The organism is Algoriphagus sp. (assembly GCF_030694375.1).
In the GTDB taxonomy this organism is placed as follows: domain Bacteria; phylum Bacteroidota; class Bacteroidia; order Cytophagales; family Cyclobacteriaceae; genus Algoriphagus.
In genome coordinates this window covers 100,154-119,634 of the sequence record NZ_JAUXYL010000020.1, presented here as the reverse complement: position 1 = coordinate 119,634, position 19,481 = coordinate 100,154, and the positions used below count along the sequence as shown (strand labels likewise).

The window sequence follows — 19,481 nt, the reverse complement described above, 5'->3', positions numbered from 1 at the left end:
GGAGGGCACGCCCCCCTGGCCAATCCTAGTTCAATAAACCTGCTCCTTAGAGAGTAAGGTCAAACCCTATATAACTACTTCTTACTATGAAACCATTTCTGACTGCATCAGACTATAAAACTATACATACCCTGATCCTTAATCTTCCGCCTCAACTCAAGGGGAAGGAAGTCATTCAACTTCAACACGAAATCAAATCCGCTGAAATCGTTCCTGATGGACAACTATCTCCGGATATTATACAGATCAATTCCTACTTTGAGGTTTTGGATTTGGAGACACAACGCTTGATGAAGTTTCAGGTGGTTTTGCCTCATTTAGCTGATTTGAAACAATTCAAAATTTCCATCCTCAGTCCCTTGGGCGTAGCAATGATCGGTTTTCGACAAGGGATGACTGTGGAATGGACTCTCCCCGGAGGACGAAAAAGGCTTCAAATCAATCAAGTTGATAACCCTATTCGAAGCACTCAAATCTAATCTCAACGTCTCCTAACCCAGTTTGACTATGAAATGGACTTACAGTATTCCCAAGAAATTCAAAGCTTCCCTCCTGCTGACAGGAGTGATTGTCATCATTCTATTCAATAATCTGAGTGAACGGACCAACAGCAGACAACTCAAGTCTGCCTTTGAGTCAATCTATGAAGATCGACTGATGGCCGAAAGCTACATCATGGAGCTTTCCGAAGAACTTCATGGAATTGAAAATAAATTGGACAACCATGGCAAAATCGCTCCACAAAATATGGATGAATACATCAAAAATTTGGATCAAATCTGTTTACGCTATCTCGACACTAAACTTACTGAAGAGGAGCGAGAGCATTTTGTAAAATTCGAAATCCTAACCTGGAATATCGGTCAGGGACTTAGAGCTGGTAATAATGTGGAAAATCAAATCCTTGCCGCCTTTGAGGAGCTAAAGATCCTATCTGAAATTCAGGTCAAGGAAGCCAAAATATTGATGGGCCAGACCGGAAGAATCTTCTCTTCCGTTGCGATCAGTTCCCAATTTGAGATCGCCATGCTAATTATCGCTGCGCTATTTGTTCAGGCGATTATGTTTGCTTCGAAAACAATTAAGAATTCAAATTTCCCGTCCCATTTAAATTAATATAATGCCGTTAAGGACCCCCGTCCCAGCATCTCCTGGGGCGGGGTTTCTTGATTTTTTTAGGACGGGAGGTTTATGAATCAGGTCACCTTCACCAGTTCCTTTTTCCGAGTCAATTTCATCTTCAAATTTTCCACAGCTAAATAAACAACAGGTACCAGATACACTGTAAGAATCAAAGATGACAGCAAGCCTCCGATGATCACCCAAGCCAATCCATTCTTCCACTCACTCGCCGTTCCGCTTGCCAAGGCAATCGGCAACATTCCAATCACCATAGAAAGTGTCGTCATCAAAATCGGTCTCATTCTTCCCTGACCAGCTTTCTTGAGCGCTTCCTTCACTTCCATGCCTGTTTCACGGAGTTGGTTCGTGAAGTCCACGATCAGAATTGCATTTTTGGCTACCAAGCCCATCAGCATAATCAAGCCGAGAAGAGCAAATAAACTGAGATTATTCATTGAAAGATTAAGTGCTAAAAAGGCTCCAATCACAGCAACTGGAATGGAAAACAGCACCACAAAGGGATAGATAAAGCTATCATATAGGGCTACCATGATCAAATAAATCAGTAGGAATGAAATCAATAAAACCGATCCCAAAGCCCCAAAACTGTCATTCTGTCGTTTGATATCGCTTCCCCAAACCATGCTGATTCCTGCGGGAAGCGGATTTTCTTTGAGGTAGGCGACCACATCATCGGCCACTGTTCCGGATGGTCTTCCCAACGCATTTGCGGTCAAAGTCACGGCAGGTTGACGGTCTTTTCGTTCCAGAAGTGAAGGTGATTTATCCTGAACCACATCGGCTACCTGCGAAAGCTCAATGGGCACTCCAGCCGGATTTACCAAAATCAAACGCTGCACGTCAGCAAAATTCTGACGGCTAAAATTATCCAATTGGATCCGCACGGGATATTCTGTTCCTGCCTCAGTCAGCGTAGCATCATCGTTTCCTGTTAGTGCAGTTCGAACATTCAATCCGACAAAAGCATTATTCAATCCCAGCCGCTGTAATCGATTCTGATCCGGAATGATTTGAAACTCTGGGCTTCCCTCTTCCACAGAAAGTTTTACATAATCTGCCCCGGGGATATTTTCAACCACGGTTTTGAGGTTGTTCGCCACAGTTATTACTGCTTCGGTACTCGGACCGCTGAGAGTCATTTCAATCGGAGCAGATCTTGGGATCAGCCCTAAAGCAATCATCGAATAGCTCGCACCAGGAAACTCTTTTTTCAGCTCCTCCCGCATATTTTCCATATAGGTTTCAGTCGGGACATTTCCTCTTTCTTTCTTGTCCTTAAGTTGAATCGTCAACTCTGATTTGAAGGCCGCTCCCACTCCCAAGCTTCCTATTCCTGTGGTTGGCCCACCGACATTACTGAAGATGGTAGCCACCTCAGGCTGTTGGAGCAGGAAGTTTTCGACTTCCAAGGTTCGGAGGTTATTTTCCTTTAGAGAAGTGGATTTATCAAACTCCAAATACAAACTGAACTTGCCCTGATCTCCGGTTGCAATCAATTCCTTCCCGATAATTCCCTGCTTCATAATGATTCCTGTCATTGCAAAAAGTCCCAGAACTATCCCTGCAAAAGCCAGCTTGTGATCGAGCACCCATTCCAGTTGCCGGCAATACCAAGCGACAAAACGATCCAATAAATGTTCGAAAGCAATCAAAAACCGATTGAAGAAATTGGTAGGCTGAAGGTCTTCAGATTTACCGATTCGGGAAGCCATCCACGGAGTCAGCGTAAATCCAACCAGCAAACTTGTCAGGGTGGAAGTGATTACAACCACAGAAAACTGTTTCAGCATGTCCGCCACAAATACTTGTAAAAAGAGGATTGGAAGGAAAACCACCACGTCCACCAAAGTGATCGAAAGTGCGGAGAATCCGATTTCCATCCTTCCTTCCATTGAAGCCACCCGCTTATCCTTGCCCATATCGAGATGTCGCTGAATATTTTCCAAGACTACGGTCGCATCATCTACGAGGATCCCGACAATCAGCGACATGGCAAGCAAAGTCATCAGATTAAGCGTATAGCCCAAAATCCACATCACAGCAAAAGCTGTCACCAAAGAAGTCGGGATTGCTATGATAACGATAAGCGAGTTTCTAAAGCTTCGCAAAAAGAGAAGCATCACCAATGAAACCAAAATTACCGCAAGTATTAGGTCAAAAACTACAGAATCAACCGCTGCAATCGTATTATCCGTGCTGTCATCTGCAATGATAAACTTCACCTCGGCTTCTGCATTTTGAGATTCAATTAAAGCCAATCGTTCCCGGACTGCCTTAGAAACATCCACAGCATTGGCATCTCCCTGCTTTTTGAGCATCATCCCGATTCCTTCCTGCCCGTTGTACCGGCTGATGGAAGTGATCTCCCGGATGCCATCTTTCACAACAGCCAGATCTTTCACATAAATTGGTGAACCAGGAATCGGCATCGCAACCTGTACATTTTGGATATCATCCAGAGTTTTGAACTTTCCGGTAAGACGCACGGCGCTTTGGGCCTTTTCGGTTTGCACCACCCCTGCAGGAATATCCAAACCTGAACGATTGATTGCCTCCACAACTTGTTGGAGAGAAACCTTGTATTGGCGGAGTTTTTCCTGATCTACTTCCACCTGAACCTCCCGCTGTTCTCCTCCCAGAATGGTGATTTCCGCCACTCCTTTCAGTTGTTGGATTTGGGGCAAAAACTCATCCTTCATCCGCTGGTAAAATTCCGTACTTCCCATCTTGCTCGTGCCAGTGATTGACATGATCGGTAAATCATTGGGAGAAACTTTACTCATCACCGGAGACAAAACCTCATCAGGAAGATCCTTTCGGATATTATCGATGTAGCGCTGCGCATCCAGCATGGACTGATCCAGATCAACCCCATATTTCATGTTAGCGATCACTACAGAAGCATTTGGGAGGGATTTGGTAATCAAATAGTCCACGCCTTCCAGATTTGAAAGTGCATCTTCTATCTTTTCGGAAACCGAACTTTCCACCTCTTCTGGGGCGGCACCCGGATAGACCGTTTTGATTACGAGTACCGGCTGATTGAAATCCGGCATCAACTCGTAGGACAAATTAGTGTATCCGATATAGCCGAGTAGGATAAATAAGCTGAACATAACGATGATCAGCGAGGGTCGATTGATAGCTATTGATGTAATATTCATGGCGCTGAGATTAAAGGTTGGCTCTTACATTGGCACCTTCAAAGACATTGATCAGGCCTCCGATAATTAGCAGATCGCCTTCGCTGAGACCAGACCTGACTAAAACTTGATCTGGGAATCGCTTCTCGATTTGAATGTTTTGAAGAACTGCTTTCCCTTCCTTTACCAAATACACCTGCGGTGAAAGATCAGAACCAAGGATCGCTCCTGAAGGAATCAGAATCCCTGATTGTCCGGCCTCTGTTTTCATCTTGAGTTCGCCAAACATGCCCGCCTTGATTTCCTGCTTTGAAGTGTTTGGAATGATGATTTCCACCGTAAAGCTATTTCCGGCATTACCCCGACTACCAATCATATTGACTTTACCTTTAGCTTCCTGTGAAAGTCCTGGAATCTGAATCTGGTATTCTTTTCCCTGCTCAAAAAGCTTCAAATCCTGCTCAGGCACCTGAATTGTCAACTTGAGTTTTGAGATATCGGTCAGCTGAATCAGGGACTTTCCGGGAGCAGCAAAGTCTCCTTCCTCTGTCAGTTTGGCTGTGATTACTCCATCGAAAGGTGCACGGATAGCCGCTTTACTGATTTGTTCTTTCAGCGTGCTGATCTGAACCTGAGCGGATTCCATCGCCATCTCAGTTTTTTCAAGCTGAATCCCCTGAATCGCATCATTTTCTACCAGAATTCTGTATCTCTTAAGATCTGCTTCCAGTCCGTTGATTTGGACTTGAGCGGATTTAAGTTGGAGCTGAAGCAAGGCATCATCCTGCAGAATCAGCACCTGTCCTCTTCTGACCAGACTGCCATTTTCCACCAACACCCGGTTGACTTTTCCCTGCACTTCAGCGCTCAATTTGGTCTCCCGGTTGGGTTCAAAAGTTCCGGTAAAACCGTATTCCGGTTGCACGCTGGAAGCACTAACCTTCAGCGCATTTACCTGAATAGCCAGATCACGGTCATAAGAATAAACTCGCTCAGTAGCGATCTTTTTGTTCATAGCCAACTTGGCCACCACGGCTATCACAATAGCCAAAGGAATGAGGATATAAAGTATCTTTTTCATCGATTAATTTGGAAGAGTGCCTGTGGATTTTTTGAGTTCAAGAGTTGCTTTGAGGTAGTCCACCAAAGCATTGAGGTATTGCTGTTGCGAATCACGAATCGCATTGTCAGCAAGGAGAATGTCTGTTAAGGTTGCCAGTCCCTCCTGTTGTTGGAGGAGTGTTTTGAAATAGATGGATTCAGCCAGTTTGATTTGGGATTGTAAAGTTAGAATCTGGCTTTCTGCCGTTTTTTGCTGCAGGGTTGCAGATTGATATTGCACCAGATTTTGGTCTTGAATCAGGCTTTTTTGAATGAAAGCATTCGTAAGTTCTAGTTCCTTTTGCTTTATTCTCTTGGTGGTAATTGTGCCATTGAACACTGGAAAACTTACTTGTGCTCCAATAAAACTCACCGGGTAAAATTTCAGGAAAGATTCAGGAGCCCCACTATATCCGAAGCCAGTGGTTCCGTAATTTCCAATGAGATTCAAACTTGGGATTTTGGATTGCTTGAGTGCACGGAGTTCTTGGCTGACCGCCTTTTCCTTCAGCTCCTGAATTCTGAAGTCAGAGGTCATCCCTGCCTCAAGAATTTGCTCCTCTCCCAGCAAAATTTCAGGATCGATTTCAAATTCCCTTTCAAGGGATAGCCCAATATTTAATTTCAGCTGTTGAATTACTATTAGATATTGATTTTCGAGGCGGAGAACCTGAGACGCGAGCTGCTGATTTTGAAGAATGACTTTATCCAAGTCAGTTCCTGAAGCCAGCTTTTGTTCATATAGCAATCGAGTATTTCGCTCCAGCTTTTGGCCATTGCCTTGGTTTTGCTGGAGAAAAATGAGTTGATTTTTCAGAATTTGGGCATTGTAATACAGATGGGAAACATCCAGATATACTTGCTCCTCGGTACGAAACCGCTGTAAATCAGACATCTCCTGATAGGTTTCAGAAATCTTTATGCCTGATAAGATCTGAGCGTCATAAATCGGCATCTTAAGGGAAAGATTGGCCGAAATATTATGAGGAACTCCGAACTGAACAGGATTATAAGTACCCTCTGGACCCCCAAATGCTGCTTGTGAAAGAAATTGATAAGGGATTTCGATAAAGTACCGGTAATCTCCCGAGGCCATCAGTTTAGGCAGCAATTGACTCTTGGATTCATCGTGCTTCAGGTTGGCTGCCGAAACTTGATTCTTGGCCATTTCCAAAGATTTGTTGTACTGGAGAGCCGAATCCAAGCTCTGATCCAGTGTCCATACCTGCGCTTCTGCCGACCATCCTATCAAAAGGATCAGGAAAGTGATTAAGAGTTGTTTGTGAGTATTTACTAACATTTTGGAGAAATTTTTTTACTTTTTTATAACTTCTAAAATTGAATCGATCAGCTCATGACCGGATGATACCAAGTCAAAACTGAACCCGGAAACTCGCCACTTGAACATATGCAGACGAAATGCCCCCATCACGATATGGGTTATTTGTTCTGAGGAAATAGATGATTTGAATAGTCCTTGACTTTGCCCTTCCTGTATCAGCGGGAGGAGATATCTCATTTTAGTCTGCATCAGGGCTAAAATTGCCTGATTGACTTGGCCGCTTTCTTCCCAAAGTCCATCGGAAAATACAGCCACGACAAAGTGTTGGTTTTGGGTAAAAAAGGAAAATTGACTGGAAAAAATTGCTCTAAATCGCTCCTCCACTCCTAGCGATTGATTTACTTCAGAAATTCGTGAATCCATATTTGATCTCAGAAAACCCAACATGGCAAGAATGATTGCCTCCTTACTCGGAAAGTGTCGATAGATGGCCGCTTCCGAAAAGCCCATCTCTTTTGCTAGATTTTTGGTCGTCAATCCACTAATACCGGACTGTGTTAGGATTTTTCCTGCCGCGTCGATGATTTCCTTTTGCCTTTCAGAGATGGACATTTTTGTGTTAGTGTGTATTTACTTACAAATGAAAGGCATTAAAATTAAAAATCCAAGCCATCATTATTTTTCTTTGATTTTGAATTGAGAAATGATTTGTTTTTATTTCGGACTTAATACTCTGAATTAAAATTGAAAGCTCTCTCCCAAGTTGGAAAATACGGTCTGCGTGCCTTGCTTTACCTGGTGGCTTATCCACCTAAAAATCAGTATTTAAGCATTCGGGAGATTTCTGATGAGCTGGGATTGTCTTTTCATTTTGTGACCAAAATCTTCCGTGAACTCACTGAGAAGGGAATTCTCATTTCTTATCGAGGTCCGTCGGGCGGAATAGCACTTGCGAAACCCGCCGAGGAAATCATGCTCATTGATGTGATCAAGGCCTTGGAAGGAGAAGATTACTTTGATAAATGCCTTATCGGATTACCACATTGTGGTACTGCCAAACCCTGCCCGGTTCATGAGTTCTGGAAAGAGGTCAAAACGAAAATGCAGAAAAATTTCTCCGAAACCAGTCTGGCACTTTTGGGCGAAAAAATCCGAACGATGGAAGTCCGACTAGACGATTAAAAAAATTTATCCTTAATTAAGATTAAATACTCTTAAATATGAATTAATCTTTACACCCTCGATTATGAAGACAGAACTCAACTTCTTAAGTTACCTGATGAAGCCAAAAAATTGGTGGCTTCCTTTCTTGCTCATTTTCACGGTGAGTATAAGCGGATTGATTTTCATCGGCTACCAGACCTACAGTGAAGCCCCGCCCATTCCGGATTTTGTGGATTCGCAGGGACAAGTCCATATCTCTCAATCCGACATTCTGGCCGGTCAGGAGGTTTTTCACCGCTATGCCCTCATGGAATATGGGAGTATGTTTGGAGACGGTGCCTTGCGTGGTCCTGATTTCACGGCTCAATCCCTTCATATCCTAGCAGAATCTATCACGGATTTTTACCTGATAGAATCCCCTAAAGAAGTCAGCCCTTTGGAAATAGCAGGAATTGAAGCCCAGGTGAAAACCGAAATCAAATTGAACCGATATGACCCGGAAACCAATCAGACGCATCTGAGTTCTGCCCAGATTTTTGCTGTAAGTGAGGTCGGAAGCTTTTATCAAAAAATGTTTTTTGATCCGGATTTTCATGAAGCCTTTAAACCCGCAGGATACCTGACAGATACTAAGGAGATCGAACAGCTCAGTAAGTTTTTTTATTGGGGTGCATGGGTATGCAGTGTAACCCGACCGGGGGAAAACTACAGCTATACTCACAACTGGCCTTACGATCCTGAGGCGGGAAATACACCTACAGCTTCCACCATGCTTTGGAGCATTTTGGGACTGTTTGGATTGATTTTGGGCTTGGGTGCAGTGATGTATTATTACGGGCAATTTGAGCAACTCAGTGATGATTATTATTCTAAAGGTGCCTCTGAAATGGTAACGGAAGCTAAGCTTCGAACCTTCCGACCAACCCCCACCCAGCGCGCCACTTTTAAATTTTTCTTTGTCGCTATTTTGTTGTTTTTGATTCAAGTGCTGGCAGGAGTGCTCACGGTGCATGATTTCGTAGGTTTGACCAACTTCTTTGGTCTGGATCTTCAGGCCTTGATCCCTGTGACCATATCGCGAAGCTGGCATCTTCAGATTTCCTTGTACTGGATTTCAGCCTGCTGGGTCGGAATTTCCTTTTTTGTCCTTCCCCTTCTGGGAAAGGGTGAACCGAAAGGTCAGCTTAAACTCATCAACTTGCTGTTCGGTATTTTCTTTGTTTTAGTAGCAGGGTCTATTGTAGGAATTTATCTGGGGCCCAAAGGATTTTTGGGCGGGCTTTCGCGCTGGATAGGACATCAGGGCTGGGAGTTTGTCGAGCTGGGTCGTGTCTACCAGTACATGCTACTCCTTGTGTTTGCCCTTTGGGCCGTGATCGTCTATCGGGGACTCAAAGGAGTCATGGATAAAACCAGACCTTGGGAACTTCCAAACTGGCTTGTCTATGCGGTAGTATGTATTTTGCTCCTGCTTATTTCAGGATTTGTTGCCAGCCCTGAGACGAATTTTGTGGTTGCTGATTTTTGGCGCTGGATGGTAGTCCACATGTGGGTCGAGGCTTTCTTTGAGGTTTTCACCACCATCATTGTCGGGTACATGATGATGATGATGGGCTTGGTAAGCCGGCAGGCGGTAACCAAAGTAGTGTATTTGGCAGCCCTCTTGTTTTTAGGCTCCGGATTATTGGGTATTTCCCATAATTTCTATTGGAATGCCAAGCCCGTGGCAACATTGGCTTTAGGATCTGTATTTTCCACATTACAGGTAGTCCCCTTGATATTGCTCACATTAGAAGCCTGGAGAATGCAGCGAATGCCTCAGGTTTTGGCCAAAAAGCAAGAAGAATTTGGGCGTTCCTCGCTCTTTGCTATGCCGGGCGTTTTTCTTTATATCCTTGGGGTTAACTTCTGGAATTTCTTTGGGGCGGGGGTATTCGGGTTGATCATCAATCTGCCAATTGCCAATTACTATGAACACGGCACTTATCTTACTGTAAATCACGGACATGCAGCCCTAATGGGTGTATATGGGAACCTTTCCATCGCTGCTATTCTTTTTGCAATTCGCTTTCTGGTCAAGCCAGAGGTATGGAACCCGAGCTTGGTGAAAATTTCATTTTGGTCGATCAATCTTGGTCTGGCTCTCATGGTTGTATTGGACTTATTTCCAGCAGGCATCCATCAGCTTTTCACCGTCATGGATAAGGGCTATTGGTTTGCACGGTCTCAAGAATTTATAGGAAGTGCCCCTTTCCAGACTATGACCTGGCTGAGAATTGTCGGTGGCTCCATTTTCTTGCTTGGAGGAGTCCTGCCACTGGTCTGGATCGTCTTGAAAAGCACGAAACACCTGAAGCCCAAATCACTTCTTGCATCCGGCCCCTTCCAACAGGAGCGAAAATCACCAGCACTCAACTAAGCTAAATTAAATTCACTATGCACCAACCCACCCATGATTATGCAGTCCAACTTGAATGGACACATGGCCGGATCGGACAACTCAGCAGCCCCGAACTGGAAACCATCATTGAATGTGCTACTCCGCCTGAATTCCCTCACGGAATACCAGGCATCTGGTCACCGGAGCATTTGTTTACTGCCGCGGTAAGCTCCTGTCTGATGACCACCTTTCTATCGGTAGCGGATCATTCCAACCTCAAATTCGAAAAATTCACCTGCCGAGCAGAGGGCATCCTAGCCAAACAAGACGGTAAATGGATGATGACAGAAATCCATCTTTTTCCAGAATTGACATTAAGCCCCGGAGAAAAAGAAGAACGGGGGATCAAAGTCTTGGAAAAGGCTGAAAAGGCTTGTCTGATTTCCCATTCCATCAAATCAAAAATCAAAATGACACCAACTATTCTTCAATACGAACTTTATTAAGTTTAACCATTACAACTGATGAAAGGGGCAAATTCGAAGAGTTTGCCCCTTTTTTTCTGTACAAAGTCCTCTTCGATGACTGAATTATGGAAGGATAACAAATGAGATTTTATTGGCGATAGTTTTGTCGGAAATGATTTTTATCATACTTTTACTTAAACTTTACACCCTTTGATGTTTTCTAAAGCCTGCGAATACGGAATTAAAGCCATGATTTATGTCGGTACTCAATCGCTCAAAGGCGAGCGGGTAAAAATTGGAGAGATCGTGGAGAATGTAGGTTCGCCGGAAGCTTTTACTGCCAAAATTCTGAGTGATTTGGTGAAAAATGGGTTAATAGAATCACTAAAAGGTCCATATGGGGGCTTTTACATTCCATCAGATCAAATGGAATCAATTAAGGTCATCCATATCGTGTCGGTGATTGATGGAGATGCCATCTTTTCCGGCTGCGGACTGGGCCTAAGGGAATGCAATGCCCAAGAGCCTTGCCCCATGCATACTAAATTTGTAAAAATCAGATCAGAATTAAAACAAGCTTTGGCAAGTACCAGCTTATTGGAATTGGCAAATGGAATCAAATCTGGCAAAACTATTTTGGTCCGTTGAGTCAACTTTTTTTTGATCTTATTGTCGATATTTTTGTCGGAAATAAAGTTCAAAAAATCCGTTCCTTTTGAATGAACGCATCCAAGGGAACAGTCTCTATTTTCTTGGTGAAAACGAGCATAGCTGTCTGCCACAGGCTTATCGGAAGCGACACACACTGGGATGCCCCCCCGATAGCTATCGGGGCTTTCGGGGATAATCCATGCGGGATTCTCCCGATCCGCCGAGGTGAACAGGACAGGCTATGTGGGCAATGAAAAAAATATAAATATGAAACGCACTACAATTATTTTATTTCTTTTGGGACTTTCAATCTTTGAGGTCCAAGCCCAAACTGTACCCAACCCAAACACAGCGCAATGGTGGTCAAGTCCGGGAATTATCGGTACAGCTTTGCTCATAGCCATCGTTTCTTTTGTCGCGATTATCATCATTGGATCGAGGCTTTCTACCCTGATCCAACACCTGCAGAAAAAAACGGAATCCAAAAACAAGGAGTCTCTGAAATCCGAATTGATCAATTTGGAAGCAGAAGAATTGGACCTGATTTTAGAAAAACGAAAAGCAGCGAAAACCTACAGTCTGACGGGTAATGAACTCTCCGGCCCGAACTCCATCGACGACGGCCGAGGATTGGTCACCAAAATCACCCATGATCCAGAAAATCCGCTCGTAGATGAAAAAATGAGGGAAACACTCCGCTTAGAAACTCCCGAAGCACTTCGTAACCTATTGATTTGGTACTTGGGGGCCGCAGTTTTTTGGTTGGTTTTTGGAACTCTGGTCGGGCAATATGTCGGAATGAAATTTATCTGGCCGGAAATGGACCAAAGCGCCTGGTTATCCTTTGGCAGACTCCGTCCTGTACACACGAATACAGTCTTTTGGGGCTGGGCATCTTTGGCTATGGTTGGTCTGGGGTATTTTGTTATTTCCCGCACCTCCAACACTTCCATTTTCAGCTACACTGTGGCCAAGGTTGCTTGGTACCTCATGAATTCTGCCGTATTGGTCGGGAATATACTGCTCATGAGTGGGGTGAACAATGGAGGAGGCGAGTATCGGGAATACATCTGGCCTGTGGCCTTACTCTTCGCTTTGGGTTTGATTTTGACATGTTATAATTTCTATAAAACCGTAGCTGACAGAAAGATCTCAGAAATCTATATTTCCAATTGGTACCTGATGGGAGGCCTGATGTGGACCATCACATTGGTAGTGATCGGGTATATGCCTAGCTACCAAGACGGACTGGGCGAAACAGTGATTCAAGGTTATTACATGCATCAGGGAGTCGGCATGTGGTTTATGACCTTTACCCTTGGATTGGTTTACTATTATTTACCCACAGCTTTAAACAAACCCATTTATTCCTACTCTCTAGGGGTCCTGGCATTTTGGACACAGATGCTCTTTTATACATTAATCGGTACCCATCACTTTGTATTTAGTCCCCTACCCTGGTGGCTGCAGACTGTGGCCATCGTATTCAGCGTAGGAATGTTTATTCCGGTACTCGCCGGCACGACCAATTTTCTGATGACGATGAAAGGAAGTTGGAGTGCTATTTCCAAAAGCTACGTTTTGCCCTTTTTCCTGGTAGGCGTGGTGTTTTACTTCGTGGGATCTACACAAGGAAGTCTACAAGCTTTTCGTCTGACCAATTTTATCTGGCATTTTACGGATTTTAATGTAGCCCATTCGCACATGACCATGTATGGGATCATCACATTTCTTCTATGGGCGTGTATGTATTCTATAGTACCAAAAGTCACCGGAAATGAACCTCCAGGTTTGGGAGTAGGCATTCACTTTTGGATGGCGTTTGTAGGGCTTTTTGCCTATATGATCTCCTTGATGGCAGGAGGCACGCTTCGGGGTTTGAGCTGGATAGAAGGAGAACCATTCATCCAATCAGTCGTCTTAATGCAGCCCTATTGGGTTTGGAGGGCGATTGGTGGGTCTTTGATGTTTGTCTCGCACTTGGTATTTGCCTATAATTTTTATGAAATGGCAAAAAAAGACAAACGTCCCCCTGTCCGACCTACCACTCCATTTTCTTCTGCTCAAGCTTAACTGATTCTGCCATGTTTGACTTTCATAAAAATCATAAACTCCTCTTTGCAACCGCATTTCTTGGTTTCGTGATGCTGAGTACTGTCATCTCAATTATACCTGCCCTGCAAATGCAGGAAGTCAAGCCTCTACCCGGGATGAAAGACTTAAACTCCGAAGAACTAAAAGGTTTACGGGTCTACGTCTCCGAAAACTGTATGGCTTGCCATACGCAGCAAGTCCGAAATATCGAAATGGACCAAGTTTGGGGCCAAAGACCCTCTTTAGCCTCCGATTATTACTACAGCAAAAAGCGCTTGGATCTCTGGCGCCAATCCCCATCACTCCTGGGAAGTGAGCGAACTGGCCCCGACCTCACTGAGGTGGGCAAAAGACAGCCCGGACAAGAATGGCACCTTCTCCACCTTTACAATCCGCGAATTGTGGTCAAGGAATCAATTATGCCGGCTTACCCTTGGCTTTTTGAAGAAAAATCACCTGCCATGGTCACTCAAAAAGATGTGCTGGTGCCCGTATCCGATGATTTGCTTAAAAACCCTGGCTACAAGCTCGTTGCCAAACCGGAGGCCATGGCCCTGATCGCCTATCTTCAGTCACTAGTCCAAATCGATGTCGGTCAAAACCTGGGCCCGGACTTTATCCCTTCCACACGAAAAAAGAAAAATCAGGCGGATGGACAAGAATCACTTGATCTGATCGGAGTTCAGCTCTATGCAGAAACCTGCGCAGCCTGTCACCAAACATCAGGAGAGGGAATCGCAGGGGCTTTTCCTCCGCTGGCAGGAAGCAAAATTGTCAACGACCCTGATGCCAATATCCTCGTGCAAATCATTCTGTCCGGTTACGATGCGAGGCCTGAATTCGGCGCAATGCCCGGATTTGCCAATCTTCTGACCGATGAAGAAATCGCTGCCATTGCCAATCATGAGCGAAACAGCTGGGGAAATAAGGCTCCTGCGGTGACACCCGGGCAAGTCGCAGAAATCCGAAAATTTATCCAAAAACAATAATCCCTACACCATGCAATCCTCAGAAATCAACCTCGAATCCCTTATCACTGCTTCCCCTCAAGAAGGAAGGGATCTGGCCATCAAGCTTTCCCGAAAATCCATTGCAGCGATCCAAACCAATCCGGATGTGCGAAAAAAACTACGTGCGGATTACGCCGAAGACACCGCTCAGCTTATTGCCTCAGCACAAGTCATTGCCTTGGAATTTCAAACCATCGCCAGGGCAAATAACTACTGGAAACCATGAAAAAATATATGCTCTGTTTTTTGATTTTTTTTACATCGGTACTTCAGGTCTTGGCATGTGAGGTATGCAAGCGAAATCAGCCGGAGTTACTTCAGGAAATCAGTCACGGTACCGGTCCACAGGCAGAAAGCGACTATTACATCATAGGTTTGGCAGTCATACTCGTGGTACTTACGCTGATTTTCAGTCTCAAATACCTGCTTAAACCCGGAGAGCGAAATCCAAATCATATCAAAAACATCATTCTAACTCAACAGCCTGACCTATGAATGACAATCGAAAAATCCGTGTTTTTCTAGATGAGGATCCGGTGCCTTTTGCAGAGTTTAGTCCTCCGGTAAAATTTGTTTTGGACACCACAAAAATCCCGGACGGCAAGCATCAGTTACGAATTGTGGCCCAGTCAACATCGGGTAAGGAAGGGATCAAAACAGTTTCTTTCGAGGTTAGAAACGGCCCTTCAATCTCAGTATTGGGGCTACATGATGGAGAGGTAGTCACCGATCAGGTACCCGTCACCATCAATTCCTATGGCAGTGAGCGCAATGATTTCTTCCTGATCAGAGGATCTGAGACCCCCAAAGGAATTCCGGCCTGGGTCTGGGCCACAGTGATATCCTTTGTCGGATTTGCCCTCTTTTACTTTATCATGTACTGGAATCCGGATCAATATAAATCCTTCTTCTAATGAACAAATCAGACATCACCACCCTGAGCGATATCAAGATTCTAGTTGACAGCTTTTATGGGAAAGTACGAAAAAACGAAATGCTGAAAGATATTTTCAACTCGGTGATTGAAGAGCGATGGCCGGAGCATTTGGAGAAAATGTATCGATTCTGGCAGACCGTCTTATTGGACGAACACACCTATTATGGCAGTCCATTTACACCACATGCCCATCTTCCCGTGGACAAAGCTCACTTTGAGCAATGGATTGAGTTGTTTTTTGAGACGGTGGATGAAAATTTCACCGGAGAAAAAGCTGATCGGGCCAAATGGCAGGGACAACGAATGGCGGAAATGTTTCATTTCAAAATCAATTATTACCAGACTTCCACTGTGGATCCCATCCTGTAATCAAATTAAATCAAGTCACCAACCATGGAAAACAAAGCTCCACTCAAGCGCCATCCCGCTCTCCACCACCTCAGCCACGATCACCATCACGGCTTATTGCTGTGCTGGAAAATCCGTCAGGGATTCAAATTAGAAATAGAGTCTGAGCGTATTAAAATCTATTGCGTATGGTTTTGGGAAAATCATTTGGAAACCCATTTTGAAGAGGAAGAAAAAGTCATATTTCCAGTACTCTCAGCAGAAAATTCCATGATCAAACAAGCCTTGAGTGAGCATAAACGCCTGCGAAAGTTATTTTCAACATGGGAGAATCCGGAAAAAACGCTTGGCCAAATCGAGGAAAAACTGGAAAAACACATCCGGTTTGAGGAGCGCGTTCTTTTCCCTCTAGTCCAGGAAAAAGCTACAGCGGAACAACTCCAAGCCATTTCTGCTCATGGAGTGAAGGAGAAATTTGAGGAAAATAACAGTGATCCATTTTGGATTGGGTCTGCTTAACGAATCTCCCCAAACTGGATTTTACACATGGAATTGAATTACCTTGTAGAGAATAAGCAAAAATGACAGCCCTGAAATTTTTTCTGCAGTAATCAAGCTAAAAATGAGTAGGAGAAGCCAATTCATGTTGCTTAAAAAGATACAGGAAGTTCTAACAATCCTCACTCCTCATCTATTCGCCAAAAGCTAGGCTTTTTGATTAAGATCGGTCATTAGTCACAAATCATAGTCACCAAACTTTAATTCCTCCAAACTCCCAATTCGGTATTTAAGACTTGCTTTTTACTTTCTCCCAGCTCGCCAAGGGTTAGCTTATCTCCCCGGAAATGCTGCAAGTAATACGTACGGGAATAGCCCTTGCCCCTCAGCCAGGTTTTCATGCTCTGAAGATCCAAGGTTGTCAATTGTTTCGAATGAACTGTAGTCCTCACTTCAAATCGAACGGTGGAATCCAAAAGGTTTTCCAGAGATTTTTCGAATGCACAGAAAAGATCAGAACGGGTAACTTTCCAGTAGTTCTCAGGCAAAGCCTTAAAGTCCAAGGCTACATAGTCTACCAAGTTTTCCTCCACCAACTGGCGAAGTACATCCGGACGACTGCCATTGGTGTCGATCTTCAATTCAAAACCCATTTTTTTTATTTCTCTGGCAAATGGAATCACCTGCGGATGAATGGTGCATTCTCCTCCACTGAATACTACTCCATCCAATAGGCCCCTACGGGAAAGCAAAAATTCTTGCACGTGGCCCCAACTCAACTTCCCCTTCCCGAGGACAATCTCGGGATTATAGCAATAGCTGCAGCGCATGTTGCAGCCGGCAAACCAAAGGATGCAGGCCGTGCGATCGGGGAAATCAAGAAGGGTAAAAGGGGAGATACTGAAAACAGGCCTCCCCTTTTCCAGGCTACTCGACAAAGTGGGTACGCTGCTTGTGTTCACCTTTTTTACCGATGTTGAAGCTTTCCACGGGTCTGTGATAGCCCATTACCCGGGTATATACAAGGCATTTTGTGCGTTTTTCCTCATGATTTTCGAGTAAAGACTTGGTGTTGATTTGTTCAGTGCTTGTCTGCATGGTGTATTGGATTTTGGTTTAAATCATTCAAAAGGGCTTCGTCACATGTTGGACAGTACTCATGCTCTCCATTGAGGTAGCCATGAATCGGACAGATGCTGAATACCGGAGTCACGGTGATGTAAGGAAGCTTAAAGTTGGAAAGGACCTTTTTGACCAATCGACGGCAGGCTTCAGGCGAGGAAATTTTTTCCCTCATGTACAAGTGCAGGACTGTGCCTCCGGTATACTTGCATTGGAGCTCATCCTGAAGGAAAAGTGCCTCAAATGGATCGTCGGTATAGTCCACCGGGATTTGGGAGCTGTTGGTGTAATAAATATTTTCACCCATTCCTGCCTGGATAATCTCCGGAAAACGCTTCTTGTCTTCCTTGGCAAATCGGTAAGTGGTACCCTCTGCAGGCGTGGCCTCAAGATTATAGAGGTTACCGGTTTCCTCCTGAAATTCCTTCATTCTTCGCCGTACATGCTCCAGAAGTTCTGAGGCGATTATTTGACCAAAATTTCCCGTGATATCTTCATCTCCTTCCGTGAAATTGAGGATCATTTCATTGAGTCCGTTGACTCCGATAGTGGAAAAATGATTTCGGAAATGTTTCAGATAGCGCTGGGTATAGGGATATAGTCCCCGATCATACATGTCCTGAATAAAGACTCTTTTCTTTTCCAAGGTTGATTTGGCAATCCGCATGAGGAAATCCAATCGCTCGAATAAGGCAGTTTTATTTCCTTGATACAAATAGCCCAGTCTAGCCATATTGATCGTCACCACGCCAATACTACCTGTCATTTCTGCACTCCCAAAAAGTCCATTTCCCCTTTTTAACAATTCTCTCAAATCCAATTGAAGTCGGCAACACATGGACCGGACAGCATTGGGCTTGTAGGCATGGGGATTTTCGACTCTTTGTCCATTTTCATCTACAGTGTATTGACTTCCGATGAAATTCTGGAAATAAGAGGACCCGATTTTGGCTGTGTTTTCAAAAAGCAAGTCCGTATTGGGACCATGCCAGTCAAAATCTTCGGTAATGTTAACAGTGGGAATAGGGAAAGTAAACGGCTGCCCATTGGCATCTCCTTCGGTCATGATCGTGTAATAGGCCTTGTTGATCAGATTCATTTCCACTTGAAAATGCTTGTAGGTCAATTCTTCCAAAGAATTCACGCCTCGCTTTTTAGCCTTTTCCATCAGCAAATCCGAATCGATACCCATGAAAAGGTGCAGGTCATTTTTAGTCGGCATTTGGTCTTTGAGATCCTCAGGAACAACCCAATCCAGCGTCACATTGGTGAAAGGCGATTGGCCCCAGCGTGCGGGCACATTGAGGTTATAGACAAATGAGCGTACGGCTTTCTCAATATCTTTATAGGAAAGCTGATCCTTGAAAACATACGGTGCCAAATAGGTATCAAATGAACTAAATGCTTGTGCCCCCGCCCACTCACTTTGCAATATTCCCAGGAAATTGGCCATTTGCCCCAAAGCCTCCCGAAAGTGGGAAGGAGGCTTACTTTCGACCCTACCACGCACGCCGTTGAAGCCCTCATTCAATAATCCTCTTAGGCTCCATCCTGCGCAGTAGCCTGTGAGGCAATCCAAGTCATGGATGTGAATGTCTCCATTGCGGTGGGCATAGCCTTCTTCTTTGCTGTAAACTTTATCCAGCCAGTAGTTGGCGATGATTTTTCCAGCCACATTGTTGACCAGTCCGGCATTGGAATAGGAGGTATTGGCGTTGGCATTGATTCGCCAATCGGATTGACTGATGTATTCTTCGATAGTCTGTGTGCTGTCCACTAAGGTCGTTTCCTCATTAAGTCCTGCCACATGCTCCCGCTGCATTTTACGGGTATGGCGATAGAGCATAAAGGAGCGCATTACATCAAAGTATCCTGCGGCAAAAAGTTCTTTTTCAATAAGATCCTGGATTTCTTCAACAGCCCAGACAGTCTTTGATTCAAGATGACGGAGTATTTTGTTGAAAATGGACAGGTCATAAGTAATTGAAACAGATTGAAAACCCTTCTTCAGGGCATCTTCAATTTTATAAGGAGCAAATGGTGCGTATTCTCCATTGCGCTTGATGACAAAGTGATCCATAGATTGAGGGTTTTGGGAGAAATTAGACAAAGTAATTTTAGAGAAAAAAACAGGCCACCAA

At 44.3% G+C, this 19,481-nt stretch carries 20 protein-coding genes; 13 read left to right on the top strand and 7 right to left on the bottom strand.

The features are described from left to right. The first annotated feature begins 86 nt into the window (after positions 1-86). Both Q8M62_RS05415 and Q8M62_RS05410 read left to right on the top strand, forming a co-directional pair. Positions 87-479 (top strand): GreA/GreB family elongation factor, encoded by a 393-nt coding sequence (locus Q8M62_RS05415; protein WP_304899899.1) that lies wholly within the window; start codon positions 87-89, stop codon positions 477-479. Between the two features lie 28 nt (positions 480-507). Further along, on the top strand, positions 508-1,116 hold the full coding sequence (locus tag Q8M62_RS05410; RefSeq protein WP_304899900.1) for a hypothetical protein: 609 nt from the start codon (positions 508-510) through the stop codon (positions 1,114-1,116). An 80-nt stretch (positions 1,117-1,196) separates the two neighbouring features. On the opposite strand, the gene Q8M62_RS05405 is transcribed toward Q8M62_RS05410, so the two are convergent. Genes Q8M62_RS05405 through Q8M62_RS05390 form a run of 4 tightly spaced genes read right to left on the bottom strand, consistent with a single transcriptional unit; the run spans position 1,197 to position 7,281 of the window. Beyond that, positions 1,197-4,307: an efflux RND transporter permease subunit gene (locus Q8M62_RS05405; protein ID WP_304899901.1), complete on the bottom strand. Its 3,111-nt coding sequence runs from the start codon at positions 4,305-4,307 to the stop codon at positions 1,197-1,199. Between the two features lie 10 nt (positions 4,308-4,317). After that, entirely contained in the window at positions 4,318-5,367 is a 1,050-nt protein-coding gene (locus Q8M62_RS05400; RefSeq protein ID WP_304899902.1) for an efflux RND transporter periplasmic adaptor subunit, read from the bottom strand. Between the two features lie 3 nt (positions 5,368-5,370). Continuing rightward, on the bottom strand, positions 5,371-6,687 hold the full coding sequence (locus Q8M62_RS05395) for a TolC family protein (RefSeq protein ID WP_304899903.1): 1,317 nt from the start codon (positions 6,685-6,687) through the stop codon (positions 5,371-5,373). A gap of 15 nt (positions 6,688-6,702) precedes the next feature. Next, entirely contained in the window at positions 6,703-7,281 is a 579-nt protein-coding gene (locus tag Q8M62_RS05390) for a TetR/AcrR family transcriptional regulator (RefSeq protein ID WP_304899904.1), read from the bottom strand. Between the two features lie 132 nt (positions 7,282-7,413). Between Q8M62_RS05390 and Q8M62_RS05385 the strand changes: the two genes are divergently transcribed. From Q8M62_RS05385 to Q8M62_RS05335, 11 genes are all read left to right on the top strand, one after another. Beyond that, a complete protein-coding gene (locus Q8M62_RS05385; protein WP_304899905.1) occupies positions 7,414-7,851 on the top strand; it encodes an Rrf2 family transcriptional regulator in 438 nt (145 codons plus the stop codon). Positions 7,852-7,915: 64 nt separating this feature from the next. Then, the gene (locus Q8M62_RS05380; protein WP_304899906.1) at positions 7,916-10,252 is read left to right on the top strand and encodes a nitric-oxide reductase large subunit; all 2,337 of its coding nucleotides are present in this window, start codon (positions 7,916-7,918) and stop codon (positions 10,250-10,252) included. 17 nt (positions 10,253-10,269) lie between these two features. After that, entirely contained in the window at positions 10,270-10,719 is a 450-nt protein-coding gene (locus tag Q8M62_RS05375) for an OsmC family protein (protein WP_304899907.1), read from the top strand. 174 nt (positions 10,720-10,893) lie between these two features. Then, the gene (locus Q8M62_RS05370) at positions 10,894-11,328 is read left to right on the top strand and encodes an Rrf2 family transcriptional regulator (RefSeq protein WP_304899908.1); all 435 of its coding nucleotides are present in this window, start codon (positions 10,894-10,896) and stop codon (positions 11,326-11,328) included. Between the two features lie 270 nt (positions 11,329-11,598). Beyond that, positions 11,599-13,404: a cbb3-type cytochrome c oxidase subunit I gene (locus Q8M62_RS05365; protein WP_304899909.1), complete on the top strand. Its 1,806-nt coding sequence runs from the start codon at positions 11,599-11,601 to the stop codon at positions 13,402-13,404. Positions 13,405-13,415: 11 nt separating this feature from the next. Beyond that, positions 13,416-14,414 (top strand): cbb3-type cytochrome c oxidase subunit II, encoded by a 999-nt coding sequence (locus Q8M62_RS05360; RefSeq protein WP_304899910.1) that lies wholly within the window; start codon positions 13,416-13,418, stop codon positions 14,412-14,414. 10 nt (positions 14,415-14,424) lie between these two features. Continuing rightward, the gene (locus Q8M62_RS05355) at positions 14,425-14,661 is read left to right on the top strand and encodes a hexameric tyrosine-coordinated heme protein (protein WP_304899911.1); all 237 of its coding nucleotides are present in this window, start codon (positions 14,425-14,427) and stop codon (positions 14,659-14,661) included. Further along, a complete protein-coding gene (locus Q8M62_RS05350; protein ID WP_304899912.1) occupies positions 14,658-14,930 on the top strand; it encodes a hypothetical protein in 273 nt (90 codons plus the stop codon). Before Q8M62_RS05355 ends, Q8M62_RS05350 begins: the two co-directional genes overlap by 4 nt. After that, positions 14,927-15,349 carry a cytochrome C gene (locus Q8M62_RS05345; protein ID WP_092728485.1) on the top strand — a complete coding sequence of 141 codons (423 nt, stop codon included), beginning with the start codon at positions 14,927-14,929 and terminating at the stop codon, positions 15,347-15,349. Before Q8M62_RS05350 ends, Q8M62_RS05345 begins: the two co-directional genes overlap by 4 nt. Beyond that, complete coding sequence (locus Q8M62_RS05340) at positions 15,349-15,741, top strand: group III truncated hemoglobin (protein ID WP_304899913.1); 393 nt, start codon at positions 15,349-15,351, stop codon at positions 15,739-15,741. The genes Q8M62_RS05345 and Q8M62_RS05340 overlap by 1 nt, the downstream gene beginning before the upstream one ends. Positions 15,742-15,765: 24 nt before the next feature. Further along, entirely contained in the window at positions 15,766-16,239 is a 474-nt protein-coding gene (locus tag Q8M62_RS05335; RefSeq protein ID WP_304899914.1) for a hemerythrin domain-containing protein, read from the top strand. Between the two features lie 239 nt (positions 16,240-16,478). Here Q8M62_RS05335 and Q8M62_RS05330 read toward each other — a convergent pair whose 3' ends face one another. Genes Q8M62_RS05330 through Q8M62_RS05320 form a run of 3 tightly spaced genes read right to left on the bottom strand, consistent with a single transcriptional unit; the run spans position 16,479 to position 19,420 of the window. Next, a complete protein-coding gene (locus tag Q8M62_RS05330; RefSeq protein ID WP_305668050.1) occupies positions 16,479-17,180 on the bottom strand; it encodes an anaerobic ribonucleoside-triphosphate reductase activating protein in 702 nt (233 codons plus the stop codon). Continuing rightward, positions 17,146-17,316 (bottom strand): anaerobic ribonucleoside-triphosphate reductase, encoded by a 171-nt coding sequence (gene nrdD / locus Q8M62_RS05325; RefSeq protein ID WP_304899916.1) that lies wholly within the window; start codon positions 17,314-17,316, stop codon positions 17,146-17,148. Before nrdD ends, Q8M62_RS05330 begins: the two co-directional genes overlap by 35 nt. After that, a complete protein-coding gene (locus Q8M62_RS05320) occupies positions 17,300-19,420 on the bottom strand; it encodes a ribonucleoside triphosphate reductase (protein ID WP_304899917.1) in 2,121 nt (706 codons plus the stop codon). Before Q8M62_RS05320 ends, nrdD begins: the two co-directional genes overlap by 17 nt. Between the last annotated feature and the right edge of the window lie 61 nt (positions 19,421-19,481).

Excerpts from the sequence above, each read along its gene's own strand:
- Q8M62_RS05390 (WP_304899904.1), bottom strand. The coding sequence starts at position 7,281 with ATGTCCATCTCTGAAAGGCAAAAGGAAATCATCGACGCGGCAGGAAAA.
- Q8M62_RS05405 (WP_304899901.1), bottom strand. The coding sequence starts at position 4,307 with ATGAATATTACATCAATAGCTATCAATCGACCCTCGCTGATCATCGTT.
- Q8M62_RS05360 (WP_304899910.1), top strand. The coding sequence starts at position 13,416 with ATGTTTGACTTTCATAAAAATCATAAACTCCTCTTTGCAACCGCATTT.
- Q8M62_RS05380 (WP_304899906.1), top strand. The coding sequence starts at position 7,916 with ATGAAGACAGAACTCAACTTCTTAAGTTACCTGATGAAGCCAAAAAAT.
- Q8M62_RS05400 (WP_304899902.1), bottom strand. The coding sequence starts at position 5,367 with ATGAAAAAGATACTTTATATCCTCATTCCTTTGGCTATTGTGATAGCC.
- Q8M62_RS05340 (WP_304899913.1), top strand. The coding sequence starts at position 15,349 with ATGAACAAATCAGACATCACCACCCTGAGCGATATCAAGATTCTAGTT.
- Q8M62_RS05350 (WP_304899912.1), top strand. The coding sequence starts at position 14,658 with ATGAAAAAATATATGCTCTGTTTTTTGATTTTTTTTACATCGGTACTT.
- Q8M62_RS05345 (WP_092728485.1), top strand. The coding sequence starts at position 14,927 with ATGAATGACAATCGAAAAATCCGTGTTTTTCTAGATGAGGATCCGGTG.
- Q8M62_RS05370 (WP_304899908.1), top strand. The coding sequence starts at position 10,894 with ATGTTTTCTAAAGCCTGCGAATACGGAATTAAAGCCATGATTTATGTC.
- Q8M62_RS05365 (WP_304899909.1), top strand. The coding sequence starts at position 11,599 with ATGAAACGCACTACAATTATTTTATTTCTTTTGGGACTTTCAATCTTT.
- Q8M62_RS05335 (WP_304899914.1), top strand. The coding sequence starts at position 15,766 with ATGGAAAACAAAGCTCCACTCAAGCGCCATCCCGCTCTCCACCACCTC.
- Q8M62_RS05395 (WP_304899903.1), bottom strand. The coding sequence starts at position 6,687 with ATGTTAGTAAATACTCACAAACAACTCTTAATCACTTTCCTGATCCTT.
- Q8M62_RS05410 (WP_304899900.1), top strand. The coding sequence starts at position 508 with ATGAAATGGACTTACAGTATTCCCAAGAAATTCAAAGCTTCCCTCCTG.
- Q8M62_RS05320 (WP_304899917.1), bottom strand. The coding sequence starts at position 19,420 with ATGGATCACTTTGTCATCAAGCGCAATGGAGAATACGCACCATTTGCT.
- Q8M62_RS05375 (WP_304899907.1), top strand. The coding sequence starts at position 10,270 with ATGCACCAACCCACCCATGATTATGCAGTCCAACTTGAATGGACACAT.
- Q8M62_RS05355 (WP_304899911.1), top strand. The coding sequence starts at position 14,425 with ATGCAATCCTCAGAAATCAACCTCGAATCCCTTATCACTGCTTCCCCT.
- nrdD (WP_304899916.1), bottom strand. The coding sequence starts at position 17,316 with ATGCAGACAAGCACTGAACAAATCAACACCAAGTCTTTACTCGAAAAT.
- Q8M62_RS05415 (WP_304899899.1), top strand. The coding sequence starts at position 87 with ATGAAACCATTTCTGACTGCATCAGACTATAAAACTATACATACCCTG.